Origin of the sequence: Nostoc sp. C110 (assembly GCF_043099725.1) — a bacterium.
Lineage (GTDB): Bacteria > Cyanobacteriota > Cyanobacteriia > Cyanobacteriales > Nostocaceae > Nostoc > Nostoc muscorum_A.
The window spans coordinates 3698022-3717006 of the sequence record NZ_CP171148.1; the positions used below are offsets into that span (position 1 = coordinate 3698022).

14 protein-coding genes are annotated in these 18985 nt (G+C 42.0%); 11 read left to right on the plus strand and 3 right to left on the minus strand.

The window, feature by feature from the left end; translation table 11 throughout:
- Positions 1 to 110 precede the first annotated feature (110 nt).
- The 3 genes from ACFFRD_RS21300 (at position 111) to ACFFRD_RS21310 (ending at position 4657) form a co-directional block, all read left to right on the plus strand.
- Positions 111 to 1787 (plus strand): PfaD family polyunsaturated fatty acid/polyketide biosynthesis protein, encoded by a 1677-nt coding sequence (locus tag ACFFRD_RS21300; RefSeq protein ID WP_392477244.1) that lies wholly within the window; start codon positions 111 to 113, stop codon positions 1785 to 1787.
- 2 nt (positions 1788 to 1789) lie between these two features.
- The gene (locus ACFFRD_RS21305) at positions 1790 to 3304 is read left to right on the plus strand and encodes a thioester reductase domain-containing protein (RefSeq protein ID WP_392477246.1); all 1515 of its coding nucleotides are present in this window, start codon (positions 1790 to 1792) and stop codon (positions 3302 to 3304) included.
- A gap of 549 nt (positions 3305 to 3853) precedes the next feature.
- A complete protein-coding gene (locus ACFFRD_RS21310) occupies positions 3854 to 4657 on the plus strand; it encodes an SDR family NAD(P)-dependent oxidoreductase (RefSeq protein WP_392477247.1) in 804 nt (267 codons plus the stop codon).
- Positions 4658 to 4696: 39 nt separating this feature from the next.
- Here the strand turns inward: ACFFRD_RS21310 and hetI are convergent, their stop codons facing one another.
- From hetI to ACFFRD_RS21325, 3 genes are all read right to left on the minus strand, one after another.
- Positions 4697 to 5416: a 4'-phosphopantetheinyl transferase HetI gene (hetI, locus tag ACFFRD_RS21315; protein ID WP_392477249.1), complete on the minus strand. Its 720-nt coding sequence runs from the start codon at positions 5414 to 5416 to the stop codon at positions 4697 to 4699.
- Between the two features lie 452 nt (positions 5417 to 5868).
- The gene (locus ACFFRD_RS21320; RefSeq protein WP_392477252.1) at positions 5869 to 7395 is read right to left on the minus strand and encodes an SUMF1/EgtB/PvdO family nonheme iron enzyme; all 1527 of its coding nucleotides are present in this window, start codon (positions 7393 to 7395) and stop codon (positions 5869 to 5871) included.
- 216 nt (positions 7396 to 7611) lie between these two features.
- On the minus strand, positions 7612 to 8040 hold the full coding sequence (locus tag ACFFRD_RS21325; RefSeq protein ID WP_392477254.1) for a hypothetical protein: 429 nt from the start codon (positions 8038 to 8040) through the stop codon (positions 7612 to 7614).
- A 544-nt stretch (positions 8041 to 8584) separates the two neighbouring features.
- Between ACFFRD_RS21325 and ACFFRD_RS21330 the strand changes: the two genes are divergently transcribed.
- The 8 genes from ACFFRD_RS21330 to ACFFRD_RS21365 all read left to right on the plus strand — a co-directional run bounded on the left by ACFFRD_RS21330 (position 8585) and on the right by ACFFRD_RS21365 (position 18963).
- On the plus strand, positions 8585 to 8857 hold the full coding sequence (locus tag ACFFRD_RS21330) for a hypothetical protein (RefSeq protein ID WP_392477255.1): 273 nt from the start codon (positions 8585 to 8587) through the stop codon (positions 8855 to 8857).
- 89 nt (positions 8858 to 8946) lie between these two features.
- Positions 8947 to 10110 (plus strand): DNA polymerase III subunit beta, encoded by a 1164-nt coding sequence (gene dnaN / locus ACFFRD_RS21335; protein ID WP_114080277.1) that lies wholly within the window; start codon positions 8947 to 8949, stop codon positions 10108 to 10110.
- A 659-nt stretch (positions 10111 to 10769) separates the two neighbouring features.
- Positions 10770 to 12356 (plus strand): B12-binding domain-containing radical SAM protein, encoded by a 1587-nt coding sequence (locus ACFFRD_RS21340; protein ID WP_340091470.1) that lies wholly within the window; start codon positions 10770 to 10772, stop codon positions 12354 to 12356.
- Between the two features lie 227 nt (positions 12357 to 12583).
- Positions 12584 to 13627, plus strand: a complete 1044-nt coding sequence (locus ACFFRD_RS21345) for a DUF2891 domain-containing protein (RefSeq protein ID WP_392483130.1) — start codon at positions 12584 to 12586, stop codon at positions 13625 to 13627.
- Between the two features lie 377 nt (positions 13628 to 14004).
- The gene (locus ACFFRD_RS21350) at positions 14005 to 14400 is read left to right on the plus strand and encodes a hypothetical protein (RefSeq protein WP_392477258.1); all 396 of its coding nucleotides are present in this window, start codon (positions 14005 to 14007) and stop codon (positions 14398 to 14400) included.
- A gap of 615 nt (positions 14401 to 15015) precedes the next feature.
- Positions 15016 to 16059: a type I glyceraldehyde-3-phosphate dehydrogenase gene (gene gap, locus ACFFRD_RS21355; protein WP_392477259.1), complete on the plus strand. Its 1044-nt coding sequence runs from the start codon at positions 15016 to 15018 to the stop codon at positions 16057 to 16059.
- Positions 16060 to 16300: 241 nt separating this feature from the next.
- On the plus strand, positions 16301 to 17731 hold the full coding sequence (pyk, locus tag ACFFRD_RS21360) for a pyruvate kinase (RefSeq protein WP_114080283.1): 1431 nt from the start codon (positions 16301 to 16303) through the stop codon (positions 17729 to 17731).
- A 227-nt stretch (positions 17732 to 17958) separates the two neighbouring features.
- On the plus strand, positions 17959 to 18963 hold the full coding sequence (locus tag ACFFRD_RS21365) for a transaldolase (protein ID WP_114080284.1): 1005 nt from the start codon (positions 17959 to 17961) through the stop codon (positions 18961 to 18963).
- The last annotated feature ends 22 nt before the right edge of the window (positions 18964 to 18985 follow it).

Here is an 18985-nt window from a genome sequence, read left to right on the forward strand (position 1 = left end):
TAGGGTAAGGGGAAAGGTGAACTGATAAAAGGAAAATATTTCTTCCCGATTCCCTATTCCCCACTCCCCATTCCCCTTTTTTAATAATTGTAATCCGAGGGATAACTACCGTGACAACCGTAGATACGGTACTAAGTAAACACGATAATGGTCTTAACTTCTCCGCTTGGTCTTATAACAAAAACCAGGTTTGGAAAGGTTCTTTAGAAACTGTATCTTTCGAGAAACAAACCATCAAAGATAAATTGATGGTGTTAAATAAACCCTGCTACATCGTGAAAGTTGCCGGAAAAATCGGTGTCACTAATGAGGGTTATTTATCCCCTGGTGATAATGGCACAACAGCACAAGTAGAACTGCTAACATTCGCAGCACCAATTCGCATTCAACAATTTGGAGATCCGAATTTTCTCTCCTCTCATGGAGTGAAATATGCCTACGTTACCGGCGCAATGGCTGGCGGAATTGCTTCCGAAGAAATGGTCATTGCACTCGGAAAAGAGCAAATTTTGAGTTCCTTTGGTGCAGGTGGTTTAACTCCAGAACGTTTGGAAGCAGCCATAAATCGCATTCAACAAGCTTTACCTCAAGGGCCCTACGCATTTAATCTAATCCACAGCCCCAACGAACCTGCGATTGAACGCCGCGCTGTAGATTTATATCTAAAATATCAAGTGAGAACAGTAGAAGCCTCTGCATTTCTCGACTTGACTCCCAACATTGTTTATTACCGTGTTGCTGGATTGGGATTGAATAGCGCCAATCAAATTGAAATCAAAAATAAAATCATTGCCAAAATTTCTCGCCGAGAAGTTGCTACTAAATTTCTGCAACCAGCACCAGCGAGAATACTCAAAGAACTTCTGCAACAAGGATTAATTACTGAGTTACAAGCAACTCTTGCAACTAAAGTTCCGATGGCTGATGATATTACCGTCGAAGCTGATTCTGGAGGTCATACAGATAACCGTCCCCTGGTTTGTTTGCTGCCTTCTATTATTGCCTTGCGGGATGAAATTCAAGCACAATGTCATTACCAAACACCAATTAGAATTGGCGTAGCAGGGGGAATTGGAACACCACAATCAGCATTAGCAGCTTTCATGATGGGTGCTGCTTATATAATGACCGGTTCTATTAATCAATCATGCGTTGAATCTGGGGCTTGTGAACATACCAAAAAGTTACTAGCCCAAGCAGAAATGGCTGATATGATAATGGCACCAGCAGCCGATATGTTTGAAATGGGAGTCAAATTGCAAGTTCTCAAACGGGGTACAATGTTCCCCATGCGAGCGCAGAAATTATTTGAACTCTATCGCGCTTATGATTCCATCGAAGAGATTCCTTTAGCAGAAAGACAGAAATTAGAAAAACAAGTTTTTCGCAAAACTATTGCCGAAGTATGGGAAGGAACTGCGGCTTATTTGTCCCAAAAGAATCCTGAGAAACTTGGGAAAGCAGTCAATAATCCTAAACTGAAAATGGCGTTGATTTTCCGTTGGTATTTAGGATTATCTTCTCGCTGGTCGAGTTCTGGTGAAAAAGGTAGAGAAGTCGATTATCAAATTTGGTGTGGCCCGGCAATGGGCGGTTTCAATGACTGGGTACGCGGTTCTTACCTTTCTGAACCAAATAATCGTCAGGTAGTTGATGTTGCTAATCAAATTATGACTGGTGCAGCCTTTTTGTATCGTGTCCAAAATTTGAAAATTCAAGGGCTGCAAACTTCCAATTATTACAGTCAATATCACCCTGTTCGTTCTACATCATTGTTGGAGATTTAAAAATGACTATAAAACAGTCTTTCACAGCAGACGATATTCAAGTATTTTTGGTATCTAACTTAGCTAAGTTGTTAGGAGTAGCAACTGATGAAATAGATGTCACAGAACATTTAGAAAACTATGGTTTGGATTCAGCCCAAGCAATGATTCTAGTAAGTAACTTAGAAAAGTTGCTCGGATTTCAACCATCTCCGTTGCTACTGTGGCATTACCCAAATATTGAAGCTCTTTCACAGCGTTTAGCTGAAGAAGTGCAAGATGGTTCACCGATTCAAGATACCAAGGTAGTAGCCTCTAATGCCAATGCTGCACCCTCTATTCTAGATTTAGGTGCTGAGGCTGTTCTTGACCCCACCATCCATCCTGGTGCTGCATCTAATGTAGCTATAGGTGAACCCAAGAACATCTTTTTAACTGGTGGAACTGGCTTTTTAGGAGCTTTTATCATCCGGGAATTGCTACAAGAAACTAATGCGGATATCTATTGCTTAGTGCGTGCTGCTAATGCTGAAGAAGGCAAAAGCAAACTCCAAAAGAATCTGGAACAGTATGCTATTTGGCAGGAAGAATTTGCCTTCAGAATTATTCCGATTGTCGGCGATTTATCTCAACCATTGTTAGGTATTGGTTCCGAACAGTTTCAAGTCTTAGCTGCAAATATTGATATCATTTATCATAGTGCTGCTTTGTTGAATTATGTTTTCCCATACTCAGCACTGAAAGCAGCCAATGTTTTAGGCACTCAAGAAGTTTTGAGATTGGCTTGTCAAATTAAAGTCAAGCCTGTACATTACGTTTCTAGTGTTGCTGTTTTTGAATCCACTGCTTATGCTGGCAAGGTTGTCAAAGAACAGGATGAATTTAATCATTGGGAAGGTATTTATCTTGGTTACTCACAAACAAAATGGGTAGCTGAAAAGTTAGTAAAAATTGCCCGTGACCGTGGGCTTCCTGTAACTATCCACAGACCACCACTGATTTCAGGTGATAGTAAGACAGGCATTTGTAACACACATGACTTTATCAATTTGATGACCAAGGGCTGTCTACAAATGGGATATTTCCCTGATGTAGATTATATGTTGGATATGTCACCTGTGGACTATGTAAGTAAAGCGATTGTTTATCTATCACGCCAAAAAGAATCCATAGGTAAAGCTTTCAATTTACAACATCCCCAACCCGCCGCTTTAAAAATGCTAGTTGAGTGGATACGCTCTTTTGGTTATTCAGTTGAGATGATTCCTTACGAAAAATGGCAATCAGAGTTAATCAATAATGTGACTTCTGCTGACAATCCTTTATACACTCTGCGACCATTTTTGCTGGAACGTTGGTCTGATGAACAACTGACTATTCCTGATTTGTACTTACAAGCTAGAAGACCCCACATTAGCTGCCAAGATACTCTTCACGCATTGGCAGGGAGTTCTATTGCTTGTCCTCCAATTGACTCTCAATTGTTTATGACCTATACCGCCTACTTGATTCAAAGCGGCTTCTTGAATCTAGCTTAGGAATTCACAAATTGCGTAGGATATGTTAGGAACGTAACGCACCATCCTGGATACTTTCGGTGCGTTACGAACCTAAAAAATAAGTTTATTTAGTCCAAGCTTTTTAAAACTCAGTACTACTTAACAGCCAATATTTCAGATGCCAGCAACAACTAATACACTAACAGCGGCAATCTAATTGCCCTGTTTTTTTATGCTCAATCATGTAAATTTTTAGTATTCAACCCTTGACAGAAGCAATTGAGGATAGAATGGTTAATGTCGGGCATAAAAGGTTGATTTTACCCGCTGGCTTTTATGAGTGATCAAAAGCCAAATGCTAGCAGTCTGAAATAACCGAACTCCTTTAAGGCCTAACTTCTTCGATGCATAAGTCCTAAATTTGCGTTTGGACTGCTACATCTATCCAATGCACCAAACAAGCATTTGAAAGGGTAATAACTCAAGATGTTTCTTGTAGTTTGAGATATTACGCGTACTTAATTGTAGAACGAGAACCACTGTAAATGCAAGGCAGCTTCATCAAGTTGAATTCACCAATATTCTTACATGAACAAAACACATCAAGGTCAGAGCAAAAAAACTGCTCTTATTACTGGGGCAGCCGGTGGAATTGGCTACGAATTAGCCTGTATTTTTGCTGCTCATAATTACAATCTAGTCTTAGTAGACAGAAACGGGCCAAAGCTAGTAGAAATTGCAGCTAAATTCCAAGGAAAATTTGGAATCTTTGCCAAAACTATTGTTAAGGATTTATCTATATCAACTGCTCCTGAAGAAATTTTCACGGAGTTGCAAAAAGCCGATATGAATGTTGATGTGCTGGTAAATAATGCCGGATTTGGTATCTATGGATTATTTCACGAAACAGACCTAGCTACTGAATTGGAAATGCTACAGGTAAATTTGGTGTGTCTCACCCATTTAACCAAGCTATTCGTGAAGCACATGGTCAAGCAAGGTGAAGGTAAGATATTAAACGTCTCCTCAGCTGCTGCTTTTCAACCAGGGCCTTTGATGGCAGTTTATTTTGCTACTAAAGCTTATATCTTATCTTTTTCAGAAGCGATCGCTAATGAGTTAGAAGGTACTGGTGTCACTGTGACAGTTCTTTGCCCAGGCTCAACCGCATCTGCCTTTCATGAAAGAACCGGAATGGCTGACTCTAAGCTGCTCAAGGGTAAGAGGATGATGGATGCACGAACAGTAGCTGAAGTTGGTTTTCGTGCCTTAATGAAGGGTCAAACCATTGTCATTCCTGGTTTACTCAATGCAATACTTGCAAAAAGCGTCAGATTTGTACCTAGAAATTTGGTAACAAAAATTGTGAGAAATATGCAGGAGGATAAGTGAGCAGGGGAAGAAAGAATAATTAATGACTAATGACTAGGATTAATATTGCCAGTATTTCAAGTTCCAGCCAAAATTCTCTACCGCAACAGCAGCAACATAATTGTTAGCAGGTAGTAGTTCAAAAAGACTCCAGTCTTCAGATATCTGTAACTTGGCTGGTTCTGTGGGAGTTAGCGACACTTCAATTTGCTCTAACTGGGATAGTCCGTCTCCAGTTGCTTTTAAATAAGCTTCCTTACAAGTCCAGTAACGGAAAAATACTTCTTGCTGTTGATTGGGAGATAGCGATCGCAACATCTCATATTCTCTCGGTAAAAAGAACCGTTTGGCAAGAGCTTCAATATCAGACATCGGGCGAATATATTCTAGGTCTACACCAATTGGGCGAGTACAATTCACCGCACACAAACCCAACCCTTGGGAATGAGACAAGTTAAACGCCAGTCCACTATCGGCAAATGCATCTGCTAATACTGGTTTGCCACGCTGTTGATAATTAAACTGCACTTGTAAGGGTTGGATACCCAAATAGCGACCTAATATAGTTCGCAGAATACCACGACCAGCAATGAAACGCTGTCGATGTTCCTGAAAATAGAACCGTTCAGCACGAGCCGTTTCGTCACTGGAAAGAGTTGCTGCTAAATTTTGCAGTTGTAGTTCTGGTTGGTCAAGTTCTATACGCCAGACATGAATCTCATCTGGTAACAAAGTTAAATCTGTCGGTGCAGGTAGCCAGAAATGATGAGTAGCAGTCATTGAATCTGATTTGATTTTTTTGTAACCTTTACCGAAGTTTAGCTTTACTAGTCTTTATTTTATCCTGAAGATATATTTTAAGTTTTCCACAACTAACAGTGCGATCGCTAGTCTTAATGGTTGAATAATTAATTGAAAATATTAAGTAACGTATAAAAATTGATTAAATTTAACTTAGTTTATGGAAAAAATCTTACTTTTTGTGGAAAAATCTGTGGAAAACTTGATATTTTGCTGATAAAACTTAATTAAGTATAATTACTTTGTGGAAAAGTACTATAGTTTTTCCACAAGTTTTCCACAAGGTAAACTTGCTTAACAGGGATTATTGGTGTTGGGTTGAGGAACGAAATTTAGCTAAAAAATTTTATCGCGCAAAGCGCGAGACAAATAATAGAAGAAGGGAAAAGAAAAAAGCGAAGAGGGCAAAAGGACAAGAGTGTAAAGGGCTACTAAGTCCTGCCACGAACCAACACAACCCGAAAACCCATGTGGTAGTTACGACTATCACGCGCGCGATAGATGCGATACGCCGAGCGGCAATGCCTGGAAGAGCCGAACCACGAACCACCACGCAGCAGCCGTTGATCATTACCGCTTATCCAAGGTCTACCGTCTGCTGGTGCTTTATTATAATTTTCGTGCCAGCTATCCTGACACCATTCCCATATATTACCATGCATATCAAATAAACCAAAGGAATTTGGTGAAAATTTTCCGACATCTGTTGTTTGTTCACGATATTCACCCTTTGACCCAGCACCATAAGTATAGTTACTGTTATAATTCGCCAAATCAGTCGTAATCGTCTCACCAAAATAAAATGGGGTAGTTGTTCCCGCACGACAGGCATATTCCCACTCTGCCTCACTAGGCAAGCGATAGGTTTTCCCAGTCTTATTAGATAATCTGGCACAAAACTCAATTGCATCATCCCAAGATACTTGTTCAACAGGTCGATTAGCACTTTTGAAGTAAGATGGTTCAGGATTTAAATCAACATTTACCTTTTTCAGCCCAGCTACAACAGCCCATTGGCTTTGTGTAACTGGATATTTACCCATGAAAAAGGGTTGAATAGTAACAAGGTGCTGTGGACTTTCCCAATCGATTCGTTCTGGCTCATTCTCTGGGGAACCCATCAAGAATTTACCGCCACGAATTGGAACTATTTCTAGAACTACGCCATCGCCCAAATTCTCTGTAAAAAGCTTTGCTTCTACTACATCTTCATCCTTAAGCTCATACTCTCGTTGTAATTTATTTAATTCATTTTTAGCCCTTTCATCCAAGGGATATCTTTGTTGAGCTACAAAATCTATGAATAATTCTCTGTAGTCATCTATATGTTCCTTACGTATCTTGTAAGGCTTTAATACTTCTTTTTGAACTGCACTGGCTTCTGAATCTATTAATCCTAAGTTTATTTCTAATCTTTTTAATATTTTCAACTCCCCAGAAGAAATATCACCATCGCCATCAGACGCAAATTTTTCAACCTTCTGACGATATTGAGCTATGGCCTTTGCCTTACTTAGTTGTTCAGCAGCAACCTTAATTCCCTCAGCTACATTTGTGAATGCATCATCTCGATTATGCCAAGATGAAGATGTAACAGGTTGGGCATTTTTGGGCAGAGCTTGTAGTCTAGCTAATGGTGGTGATTGCCAAGCAACGCTTCGCAAAATAATTGGAATGACGCAAGCTTCTCTAGCTTCGTGGCGTTCTACTGCTTTAGTAACTTCAACACTCCAGCAGTATTCAGAACGGATAAAGTCTGAACTTACCAGCAATAAAATGATATCGGCTGTATTCAAATTCTCATTAATCTGCCGATCCCATTCTCCTCCAGGTGGTATCTCGCGATCGTCCCAGGTTGAAATTACACCTTGGCGTTTCAACATAGTGAGGTGGTTAACGAGTTCATTCTTTAGAGATTCGTCGGCGTGAGAGTAGGAAAGGAATACTTTGAGCGACACCAACGATACCTCTTGCGTTTTTAAGAGTGGGAGAAATTACGCTTTTTACAAATTATAGTATGTTTGCGTACTACACTGGGTGGCTGGAAGTCGCGGCTACACGGACAAAACCCGCCTTTACTATGGAAGCTACGCCAAGGCGGGTGAAAAACTTTAGATGCGTAGCGGCTTCCCGCAGGGTACGAAAACCGCTATATAAACCTTATTGGATTTTAGCTAACTTGCGATCGCAGCCGATGTCCCATTCATAGATCCATTTACAGAAGAAGGCTGAACAGAATTGGTGACTTGGGAATTGCCTAGTACGCTTCGCTTCTTCTTGGTATTACCTCGTCGCACACCACCCGCCATCTCATATTCCTGGCTGGTTTTACCGTAACGGCTGCCAACTCCTAGTAACATTTTTTCTGACATTGCAATTACAGCCTGTTCTGCATTCTTCACATCATCTGTGAGTTTGTCAATGGAAGATAAAGCAGTGTTGTAGGCAGCAAGCTTAGACCGTAGATCGTTAATTGTTGCATTGTAAGCTTGTATAGTCAGTCCTTCGCCAAAGTCTAATGCTACACTGATAGATTGTAAACTTTCAATGCGGCGATCGGCTTTTTCTAAAACGCTGGAGTTTCTTTTAGGACGTGCCATCATTCATCTCTCCTCGTAAACTATAGTACTTTTTTATACAAAATTTTCCTTGGTTGTCATCAGAAAATATAACAAAATCAGTTGCTTAAGTGTAGGCGATCGTAAAGTTCGCACCTCTAGACTTGTAGTTGATTTTACTTAAATTATTTTTTATTTAAGTAACAAATAGACTTATAAGTTTATTGCGACAATTGTTGCAATGATTTCAACGTTTCTTATACATGGAGGATCAATTGTTGCAAAGTATGAATACTTTGCTGCAACTGCTTATACCTTTGCAAGAAATGCTTAAGCGTTTCTTATATATGGAGGATCAATTGTTGCAAAGTATGAATGCTTTGCTGCAACTGCTTATACCTTTGCAAGAAATGCTTAAGCGTTTCTTATAGATCGCGCAACATCAGCTGCAATCGTTTGAGTCTTTACAAGTCTGAAGCGTAGGAGCGTAGGCGTAACCCGTCGTAGACATCGCTTTTGTCGATAAAATCTTTCTTAAATCCTACTAACCTAATAAATGAAGTCCTGTTGGTATTGAGGCAGATAGTTTATGACAGCCAGAGAGCAACTTATTCAGGAAATTGGGCAGGTTTCAGATTCTTTAGTGGAAGAAGTGTTAGACTTCTTGCTATTCATAAAAGATAGACAAGATCAGAAAAATTTCACATCTGATCGTGAAAAAAGCCAGCCATCTGAGCAAAGCATTCTAGAGCGTATGGGAGGAATGCCCCAGCATTTACTCTTGGATGGTAATTTATCAGACCGAGATGTTCGGAGAGCAATTATTGCATCGCGGATAAAGCAGAGCCACCAAACCGTTTAAACAAGTTTTTTACCCTTAAATAACTTCATCCGCGATCGCCTATAAACGATAAGGATGTTACCATATCCTTCACCAGCTGAATCTCACTTATGAAATTAGTTTGCTCCCAAAGCGATCTCAGTACAAATCTCTCACTCGTTAGTCGTGCAGTACCTTCACGACCAACTCATCCAGTACTTGCCAATGTGCTGTTACAAGCGGATGCTGAAACTAACCAAGTAAGCTTAACAGCCTTCGATCTCAGCTTGGGAATCCGCACCAGCTTTAATGCAGAGGTATGGCAAGGAGGTGCGATCGCACTTCCTGCTAAGTTACTTGTAGATATCACCTCTCGTCTTCCAGAAGGCGAAATCACTCTAGACGATGAATCAGCCCTCACAGGTGCAACATCCGGTGGAGAAGGTTTAATAGTTACACTCACACCCAAAAGTGGACATTATCAAGTCCGAGCAATGGGGCCGGAAGAATTTCCTGAACTACCTGTAATTGAAAATACAGAAGTAATTTATCTCACCACCGCCGCATTAGTTGAGGGATTACGGGGTTCATTATTTGCTACCAGTGGTGATGAAACTAAACAAGTACTCACGGGTGTACATTTAACAGTTAAACAAGATACCCTAGAATTTGCAGCTACCGATGGACATCGCCTAGCAGTGGTAGAAACTAGCAACGAGCGTCCTTTAGGCGGAACTAGTCAACTAGAGGTGACAGTACCAGCGAGAGCATTACGCGAACTCCAAAGGATGCTAGCTCATAGCGCCTCATCAGATGAACCTGTAGCTTTATATTTCGATCAAGGTCAAGTTGTATTTGCATGGCAAAATCAACGCTTGACTAGTCGCACATTAGAAGGGCAATATCCTGCTTATCGACAATTAATTCCGCGTCAATTTGAACGACAAGTGACAATTGAACGGCGACAATTTGTCAGCACTTTGGAACGGATTGCTGTACTAGCCGATCAAAAAAATAATATTGTCAAACTTAGTATTGATAGCGAAGCTCAAGAAATTACCTTATCTTGTGAAGCTCAAGATGTTGGTAGTGGTAGAGAGTCAATGCCGGCGCAGATATCTGGAGAAAACATTGAAATTGCTTTTAACATTAAATATTTGATGGAAGGCTTGAAAGAGTTACCATCTTCCGAAATTCAAATGCACCTAAATCAAAGTCTAACTCCAGTGATTTTTACACCATTGGGTGGTTTGAAAATGACCTATTTAGCTATGCCTGTGCAACTGAGAAGTTGAAGGAGGCAGGGGGCAGGGAGTAGGGGGCAGGGGAAAAGAACAGATTCAAACGTCTTTCTCTTTATTGAGATGTTGTTTAGAAAATGTTATATAACACCCTAAAAGTTGTTGAGCAAATAATTAAATTTAGGACTTTCGTTGTAGGGACAATTCATGAATTGCTCCTACGACAGATATAGTTCAAATACATGAAAACTGCTGTAAAAGGATTTGGCGATAAATAAAGACGGGTTGCAGCCCGTCTAAAAAATAGCTTGAAAGTGCAAATACACCTTGTATAGTTATTAAAAATAACACAGTTAATTTGTTCAGAGTTGCCAATTTGCCAAGTGGCTTTCCATATTTGCGGGCTGTCCCTGCCCCCTTGCTCCCTGCCCTTGAAAGCCCCTCCTCCCTCCCCCTGCCTCGTTCAAATGAAGTTAAGGCAGATGCCCACCCTACAAGAATCATTCCTTAATTCAGCAAAACCCGCAGTCTTGGAGTCCTCCCTAGTATAAAAGTAGTAATAATTGCCCTTAAAAAATATTGTTTCGTCTAAATCAGTCATAGTAGAATTTACAGCTACTGCATACAAAAGCTTCTCTAAGTGTTTTACCAGAGCGGCGAAGTTGTATTTGAACTTAACCAGCAGCTAAGATCAAGGTTTATAAGCATCAAATATGAACGTTTTACTTCTATACCCCCTTTTTCCAAAAAGTTTTTGGTCTTTTGAAAAAACACTGGCTTTATTAGACCGTAAAGCAATGCTACCGCCTTTAGGCTTGGTAACTGTAGCCGCGATATTACCTCAAGAATGGGAGTATAAGCTAGTAGATCGAAATGTTCGTGCCTGTACGGAAGCAGAGTGGGCTTGGGCAGATTTGGTTATTATGTCGGCGATGATTGTGCAAAAAGAGGATTTGCTCTGTCAAATATTAGAAGCAAAACGCAGAGGTAAACGGGTAGCTGTTGGTGGGCCGTTCCCGACAGCGTTACCAGATGAAATGACATCTGCCGGGGTGGATTACTTGATATTGGACGAAGGGGAAATTACCCTACCCTTATTTGTAGCAGCAATCGCACGGGGCGATCGCACAGGCATTTTTCGCTCTGGCGGTGAAAAACCAGATGTTACCAACACTCCCACCCCTCGCTTTGACTTGCTAGAGTTTGAAGCTTATGCGGAAATGTCGGTGCAATTTTCCCGTGGATGTCCCTTTCAGTGTGAATTCTGCGACATTATTGTGCTGTATGGTCGCAAACCTCGCACCAAAAACCCAGAACAATTACTAGCAGAACTTGATTATCTCTACAAACTGGGTTGGCGGCGCAGTATTTTTATGGTGGATGACAACTTCATCGGCAATAAGCGGAATGTCAAATTATTTTTGAAGTCTCTTTTGCCCTGGATGGTAGAACATAACTATCCCTTTTCTTTTGCGACAGAGGCTTCAGTTGATTTAGCCCAAGATCAAGAACTGATGGACTTGATGGTAGCGTGTAATTTTGGAGCCGTTTTTCTGGGAATTGAAACCCCCGACGAAGAAAGTCTAACTTTCACTCAGAAATACCAGAATACCAGGGACTCGCTCAGTGATGCGGTGAATAGGATTACCCGCTCAGGGTTGCGAGTTATGGCAGGTTTTATCATTGGGTTTGATGGCGAGAAAGTAGGAGCCGGGGCGCGAATTGTCAAGTTTGTTGAGCAAACAGCAATACCCACGGCTTTATTTAGTATGCTGCAAGCGCTTCCAGATACAGCCCTCTGGCATAGATTAGAAAAGGAAGGACGACTCCGCAATAAATCAGCCAACATCAACCAAACCACGTTGATGAACTTTGTCCCAACTCGACCGTTAGAAGACATCGCTCGTGAATATGTGCAAGCGTTCTGTGATTTGTATGAGCCAGAGCGGTTTTTGGAGCGTACATACAAACACTTCCGGCTTTTGGGCGAAGCAACCTACCCGAAAAAGGGCAAAGCTGCCAAGAAACCATTGAACTGGAAAGTACTCCGAGCGTTTCTAATTATTTGCTGGCGGCAAGGTGTACGTCGTCAGACGCGCTGGCAATTCTGGCGCAACCTGTGGAGCATGTATCAGCATAATCCAGGTGGGGTGAGTAGCTACTTAGCCGTTTGTGCCCAAATTGAGCATTTCTTGGAGTATCGCCAAATTGTTCGGGATGAAATTGAGGCTCAAGTGGCTGACTTTCTGGAAGCAGAAGCTAGGGTAAAACCTGAAGCGCAACTGATGGTTAATTCCTAGTGAATTAATTTGCAATACCTTGCAATCTTAAAAGGGGTTGGGGATTGGGAAGAGCGTGGAAAAATGATGGTTGGGGCTTTAACCCGTCCTAAATAACCAGTTCCCATTCCCCTGCATTAAAAATGCTACGCTTTTACGCAAAACTGTACTAAGTAATCGCCAAAGAAAAGGATATAAGCACATAAATTTAATTTTTAATTTTTAATTCGGAGCGAAGCGACGTGACCATGCCACTCGATAATTTGGAGATTCATGAAGCGATCGCAGTAAAATTTGCTCAATTAGTACTGGATTGTATCGAGCGAGAGTATCCTAACAGTATTCTGCGTTGGGCTGAGAGCGACGAGGATATAAAACCACCGCGTAAATTGACTCCTGCTTTTTATGGCTGCTTAGATTGGCATTCAGCCGTGCATGGTCACTGGTTACTGGTACGTCTGCTGCGTCACTTTCCTGAAGCCTCTTTCCATGCAGCGTCAAAGCAAGCACTTGGGCAAAGCCTAACGCCTGAGAAAATTCAAGGAGAGATTGCCCATTTTCAACGGCGACCCTTTTTTGAATTTCCTTACGGTGTGGCCTGGTTTCTGCAACTGGCTGCGGAACTTCACGAGTGGAATCATGCCCAAGCGAAAGAATGGCGGGTTGTATTGGAACCGCTAGAAAAGTTGATTGCAGATAACTTACAGCGCTGGATTAACGAACTGAAACTGCCAAATCGCACAGGGGTGCATAGCCAAACAGCTTTTGCACTTGGTTTGATGCTAGATTGGGCAAGGATTACCGAAAATACTGATTTTACTCAGTTATTGGAGAATAAAGCACGGCAATTTTATCTTAGCGATCGCAACTACTCGTTACAATTTGAGCCACTTGGCTACGATTTTCTCTCTCCTGGACTTGCTGAAGCAGACCTGATGCGGCGAATTCTGCCAACAACAGATTTCACTGATTGGCTCACCAATTTTCTGCCACAAATACCCATTGATAATTCGGTAAATTGGTTAGAACCTGCCAGAGTGGAAAATCCTCAAGATTATATGCAAGCCCATTTCTACGGTCTTAATCTCAGTCGTGCTTGGATGCTTGAGGGTATCATATCTGGATTGGCAAATAGCGATCGCCGCATAAAAACACTCCGTTCTGCTGCTCTTCACCATCGTCAGCATGGATTCACGGATGTTGTCATTGAACATTATGCAGCTAGTCACTGGCTAGGAACTTTTGCCGTTTATCTTCTAACGAATCGTGGGTTGCAAGGGCAAATTATTTGAACAATCTGGGCGATATATAGCAGTCCTAAATGATTCGTAAACTTCTTTCCTTCTTTTATGGTGCTCTAGGTTCAAAATTTTTGCCATCGTGATCGCCATTAAAAATCCCACATCTCCCCCTTAACCATCAGCCCAATTGAGCAAAAATACAGTCACTAAAATTTCTTAATGTGCGATCGCCTTCCCCAAAAATATCCAAATTTCTCTCATCCTCAATCGCCGCCCCAATCACCCAAGCAGTCTATTAGCGAGGCTACGTAGCTTATTACGAATAAGTAAATGTACGCTCATAGAATAAATGTATATTTACTTTTTTTCAGTAAATACACTAGAGCTTATAGCAAGTTGCTGCGTTTAAGCTAGCTTCTAAGAGACAGGTGGCGCTGACAACTCTTTATTCAAGAAAACTCGACTTTTTTAAAGGAAAAAAGATGACTAATAGACTTAACCCTAACGAGAGTTTGCAAAAAAATAAACCTTTATACTCAGAAGATGAGCATTATAAATTGCTATTGCAGGATGATGGGAACCTCGTACTTTATACAAAAGTAGGTAAAGCTCCTTGGAGTTCCCATACTAATGGACATGCCGTAGAGAGTTGTATAATGCAGGGAGATGGAAATTTAGTCATTTATGGATATGATAGAAGCGTACTTTGGGCCTCTCAAACAGATGGTCATCCTGGTGCTTATCTTGAAGTTCAGAATGATGGAAATGTTGTTATCTATAATCATGGTAGCGTTCTATGGAGTACTGATACTTACGAAAGATAAGATACCAGATATGAAACTTTATTCTTAGGGGCAAAACTCGATTTCCTGACGTATCGATCATTCTCCTTAACTTGTGTTACTTTATCGTGGTTGGTAATCCTCGTATTCGTCACAACGACCTTGCCCACTGCCCAACTTCTCGCAACTACTACCCTAAATTCCTTGCTAGGCGACTCTAAAGGGCATTGGCGTGATGGTCGCGCATAAACCAAAATCCCCTGTACCTTCTAAGTATGGGGGATTTGTTTGCGATGTTTTTTGTGTGGTCATTCTAAATTAGGTGCTATCACTAACGGCCAGATTGAGAAAAAGCAACTTTAATTGCTTTTCTTTAAGGGACTTATACTAAAATTTATTTTTTTGATATATCTCATGCTTCTATCATATCACTCTAATGCTACCGGATTTGATATCAGACTTTGTAAATGCGGGTTTTCCCAATCTCCGGTAACAATACCCATTCCCCATTCCCCATTCCCAATCCTTAAAAGATGCCAAGTAAATATGCCTTAGCTTGCTGATACTGTCAGGATCAAAGAGTAAAGAATAAAAGGCAATCTATTTTGACTTTTAACTTTCTCCTTTTGTTCAACTTCCACAACGGGAGGCTTAATCTTGACTAAATTGAAAGTTGGTATCAATGGCTTCGGTCGAATCGGGCGACTCGTGCTTCGCGCTGGCATCGATAATCCCAATATTGAATTTGTGGGCATTAACGACCTAGTACCACCAGATAACCTTGCTTACTTATTAAAGTACGACTCAACCCACGGTCAATTAAAGCACAAGGTTGAAGCCAAGGAAGACGGTATTCTCATTGATGGGCACTTCATTCCTTGTGTGTCGGTGAGAAATCCAGCAGAGTTACCTTGGGGAAAATCAGGTGCGGATTATGTGGTAGAAGCCACCGGACTCTTCACTGACTACGAAGGAGCCGCAAACCACCTAAAAGCAGGTGCAAAGCGAGTGGTAATTTCTGCTCCCACCAAAGATCCAGATAGAGTTACTACTCTACTTATGGGTGTCAATCATCACTTATTTGACCCCAGCAAGGATATCATTGTCTCCAATGCTAGCTGCACTACAAACTGTCTAGCTCCCATAGCTAAAGTGATCAATGATAACTTTGGGTTGACTGAAGGGTTGATGACCACAGTCCATGCCATGACTGCCACTCAGCCAACTGTAGACGGCCCCAGCAAGAAAGACTGGCGGGGTGGTCGAGGTGCAAGCCAGAATATTATTCCCTCCTCCACAGGCGCAGCTAAAGCTGTAGCACTGGTTTTACCAGAATTGAAGGGGAGATTGACTGGTATGGCATTACGAGTTCCCACTCCTGATGTCTCTGTAGTTGATTTAACTTTTAAAACTGCCAAAGCCACTAGTTACAAAGAAATCTGTGCTGCTATGAAAGAGGCTGCCGCAGGTTCTTTAGCAGGTATTTTGGGATACACAGATGAAGAAGTAGTTTCCACAGATTTTCAAGGCGATACCCATTCTAGTATCTTCGACGCAGGTGCTGGAATTCAGTTGAATTCTAACTTCTTCAAGGTAATTGCTTGGTATGACAACGAGTGGGGCTACTCGAATCGCGTGATTGACCTGATGTTGTCTATGTCACAAAAGGAAAAACTCGCCTCTACAGTTGCTGTGGTTTAATTGGTGATTTGTCATTGGTCATTGGTCATTGGTGATTAACTTTTGACTTTTGACCCTTGACTTTTGGGATTTGGGTCAAATGGTAAATACCCTGGGAGTAAAACATTATTTAGTATCTTTATTTACCAAAACAGTGATATAAAGCACGTGTTAATTTGGATGACTGGGCGATGTCTACGACGGGCTACGCCTACGCACAAACTATCCAAATTTGCAGGTTACTCCTCAACCCCTAATCCCTATGCGTCGAACCAAAATCATTTGTACTGTTGGGCCCGCTACATCTGCACCCGAAAATCTGCGAGGCTTGGTAGAAGCTGGAATGAATGTGGCACGGTTGAATTTTTCCCACGGGGCTTACGAATTCCATGCTCAAACTGCTCACTATCTCAGACAAATTAGTAATGAGCAGCAAAAACCGATCGCAATTATGCAAGACCTGTGTGGCCCCAAGATTCGTTTGGGAACTTTACCACCGGAAGGGTTAAATTTAGAAGCTGGTACTGAAGTCACCTTTGTATTGCAAGAAAAGGGTGAGAGCATTGAGGAAATACCTCTACCATTACCGACTCTGTTCGCAATGGTGCGACCAGGTGAACCGATTTTAATTAATGATGGTCGCGTCAAGTTGATTGTTACCGATCGCGATGCCGATCGCATTCGCGCCCAAGTGAAAACTGGCGGGTTAATTTCCACACATAAAGGAGTAAATCTACCACAAACTCCTTTACCTGTTAGTTCCATTACCGAAAAAGACTTACTGGATCTACGCTTTGGGATTCAGTTGGGTGTAGATTGGGTAGCGGTGTCCTTCGTTCAATCGCCACAAGACTTAGAACCCGCCAAGCGCATGATTGAAGCGGCTGGTGCTTCCATCCGCTTAATTGCCAAAATCGAAAGAGCAGAAGCACTAGAAAACTTTGATTCCATTCTGAAAGTTGCCGACGCAATTATGATTGCCCGTGGCGATTTAGGAGTGGAAGTGCCAATTCACGAAGTACCCCTCATTCAAAAAGATATTATTCGCCGTTGCAATCGTGCTGGCAAACCGGTGATTACAGCCACCCAAATGCTAGAGTCGATGATTAGCGCCCCCGATCCCACCCGCGCCGAAGCAACCGATGTTGCCAACTCCATCTTAGATGGCACGGATGCGGTAATGCTTTCTGGTGAAACAGCTGTTGGACAATATCCCATCGCCGCCGTCCAGATGATGCACAATATCGCCGTGCGGACAGAACAGGCTCTAGATGAGGGTAGCAAACATGCTTGGTGTCATGAAGCAGGTAGTCTTAGCGTTACCGAATCTGTAGCAGAATCAGTCTGTCGCATCGCTTATGAAACAGGTTCACGGGCAATTCTCTGTAACACTTCATCAGGAAATACAGCGAGAATGGTGTCTAAATATCGGCCGACTTCTCCCATTATTGCCCTCACCTCCGACATCACCGCTTATCGCCAACTAGCGCTTTCTTGGGGTGTGGAAGCTTTGCTGATCCCACCAGTTCACCATGCTGAAGAGATGTTTACCAATGTGGTGAACACAGTTGTAGATATGGGTCTAGCGAATAAGGGCGATAAAGTAGTGATTACCTCTGGCGTTCCAATTGGTAAATCGGGCACAACTAGTTTAATCAAAGTGCATTCCATTGGACAGCCAATATCGGCATAAGCCACTTAGAATAGGGCTGTGGCTCAAGATAGTAAGCAAAATTGGGCAATGATTCCGAAAAATTGCCAGAATCAGAATTGAAGGAACTAAGGACTGGGGACTGGTGACTGGGAAGATAAGGAAGAGAATAATAACTCTTGTACAGACGCGATTAATCGCGTTTCTACTCCTAACTCAGCACTCGCTAGGGAATAAGTAAATCCTAAACAAACATCACGGAGTCTTTTATGTCTAAGAATTTACTAGAACAATTGCGAGAAGTGACTGTTGTGGTCGCGGATACGGGGGATATCCAGGCAATTGAAAAGTTCAAACCCCAAGATGCCACCACCAATCCTTCTCTGATTACTGCTGCGGCGCAAATGCCAGAATATCAGGGAATTGTCGATCAAACTTTACTGCAAGCGAAGAAAGATGCTGGAGACGGAGCCACCCAAGCACAGATAGTTTCTCTAGCTTTTGACCGTTTAGCAGTTGCTTTTGGATTAAAGATTTTACAAATTATTCCCGGTCGTGTGTCTACAGAAGTAGATGCTCGCTTGTCCTACGATACCGAAGCTACTCTGACTAAAGCACGGGATTTAATTGCCCAGTATAAAGCTGCTGGAATTGGCCGCGATCGCGTTTTAATTAAAATTGCCACCACTTGGGAAGGCATTCGCGCTGCGGAAATTCTCGAAAAAGAAGGTATTCACTGTAACCTTACCTTGTTGTTTGGTCTTCACCAAGCGATCGCCTGTGCAGAAGCCGGCGTTACCCTAATTTCTCCCTTCGTCGGTCGGATTCTTGACTGGTACAAAAAAGATACCGGACGCGATAGCTACCCAGCAACCGAAGATCCCGGAGTTTTGTCCGTCACCAAAATCTACAACTACTACAAGAAATTCGGCTATAAAACCGAAGTAATGGGAGCTAGCTTCCGTAACCTTGGTGAAATAACTGAACTTGCAGGTAGTGATTTGCTGACCATTTCTCCATCCCTTTTGGCTGAATTGCAGTCAACTGTTGCAGAACTGCCACGTAAACTTGACCCCGCTAAGGCAGCAAGTTTGTCAATCGAAAAAATATCCATTGACAAAGCTAGCTATGACAAAATGCACGCTGCTGACCGCATGGCAACTGACAAACTAGACGAGGGCATCAAAGGTTTCACCAAGGCATTAGAAGACCTTGAAAAACTTTTGGCAGACCGACTAGTTCGCCTTGAAGGAGAGGTAGTAGCGAGCCATTAAAAGATAATCATAATTAGTGGTT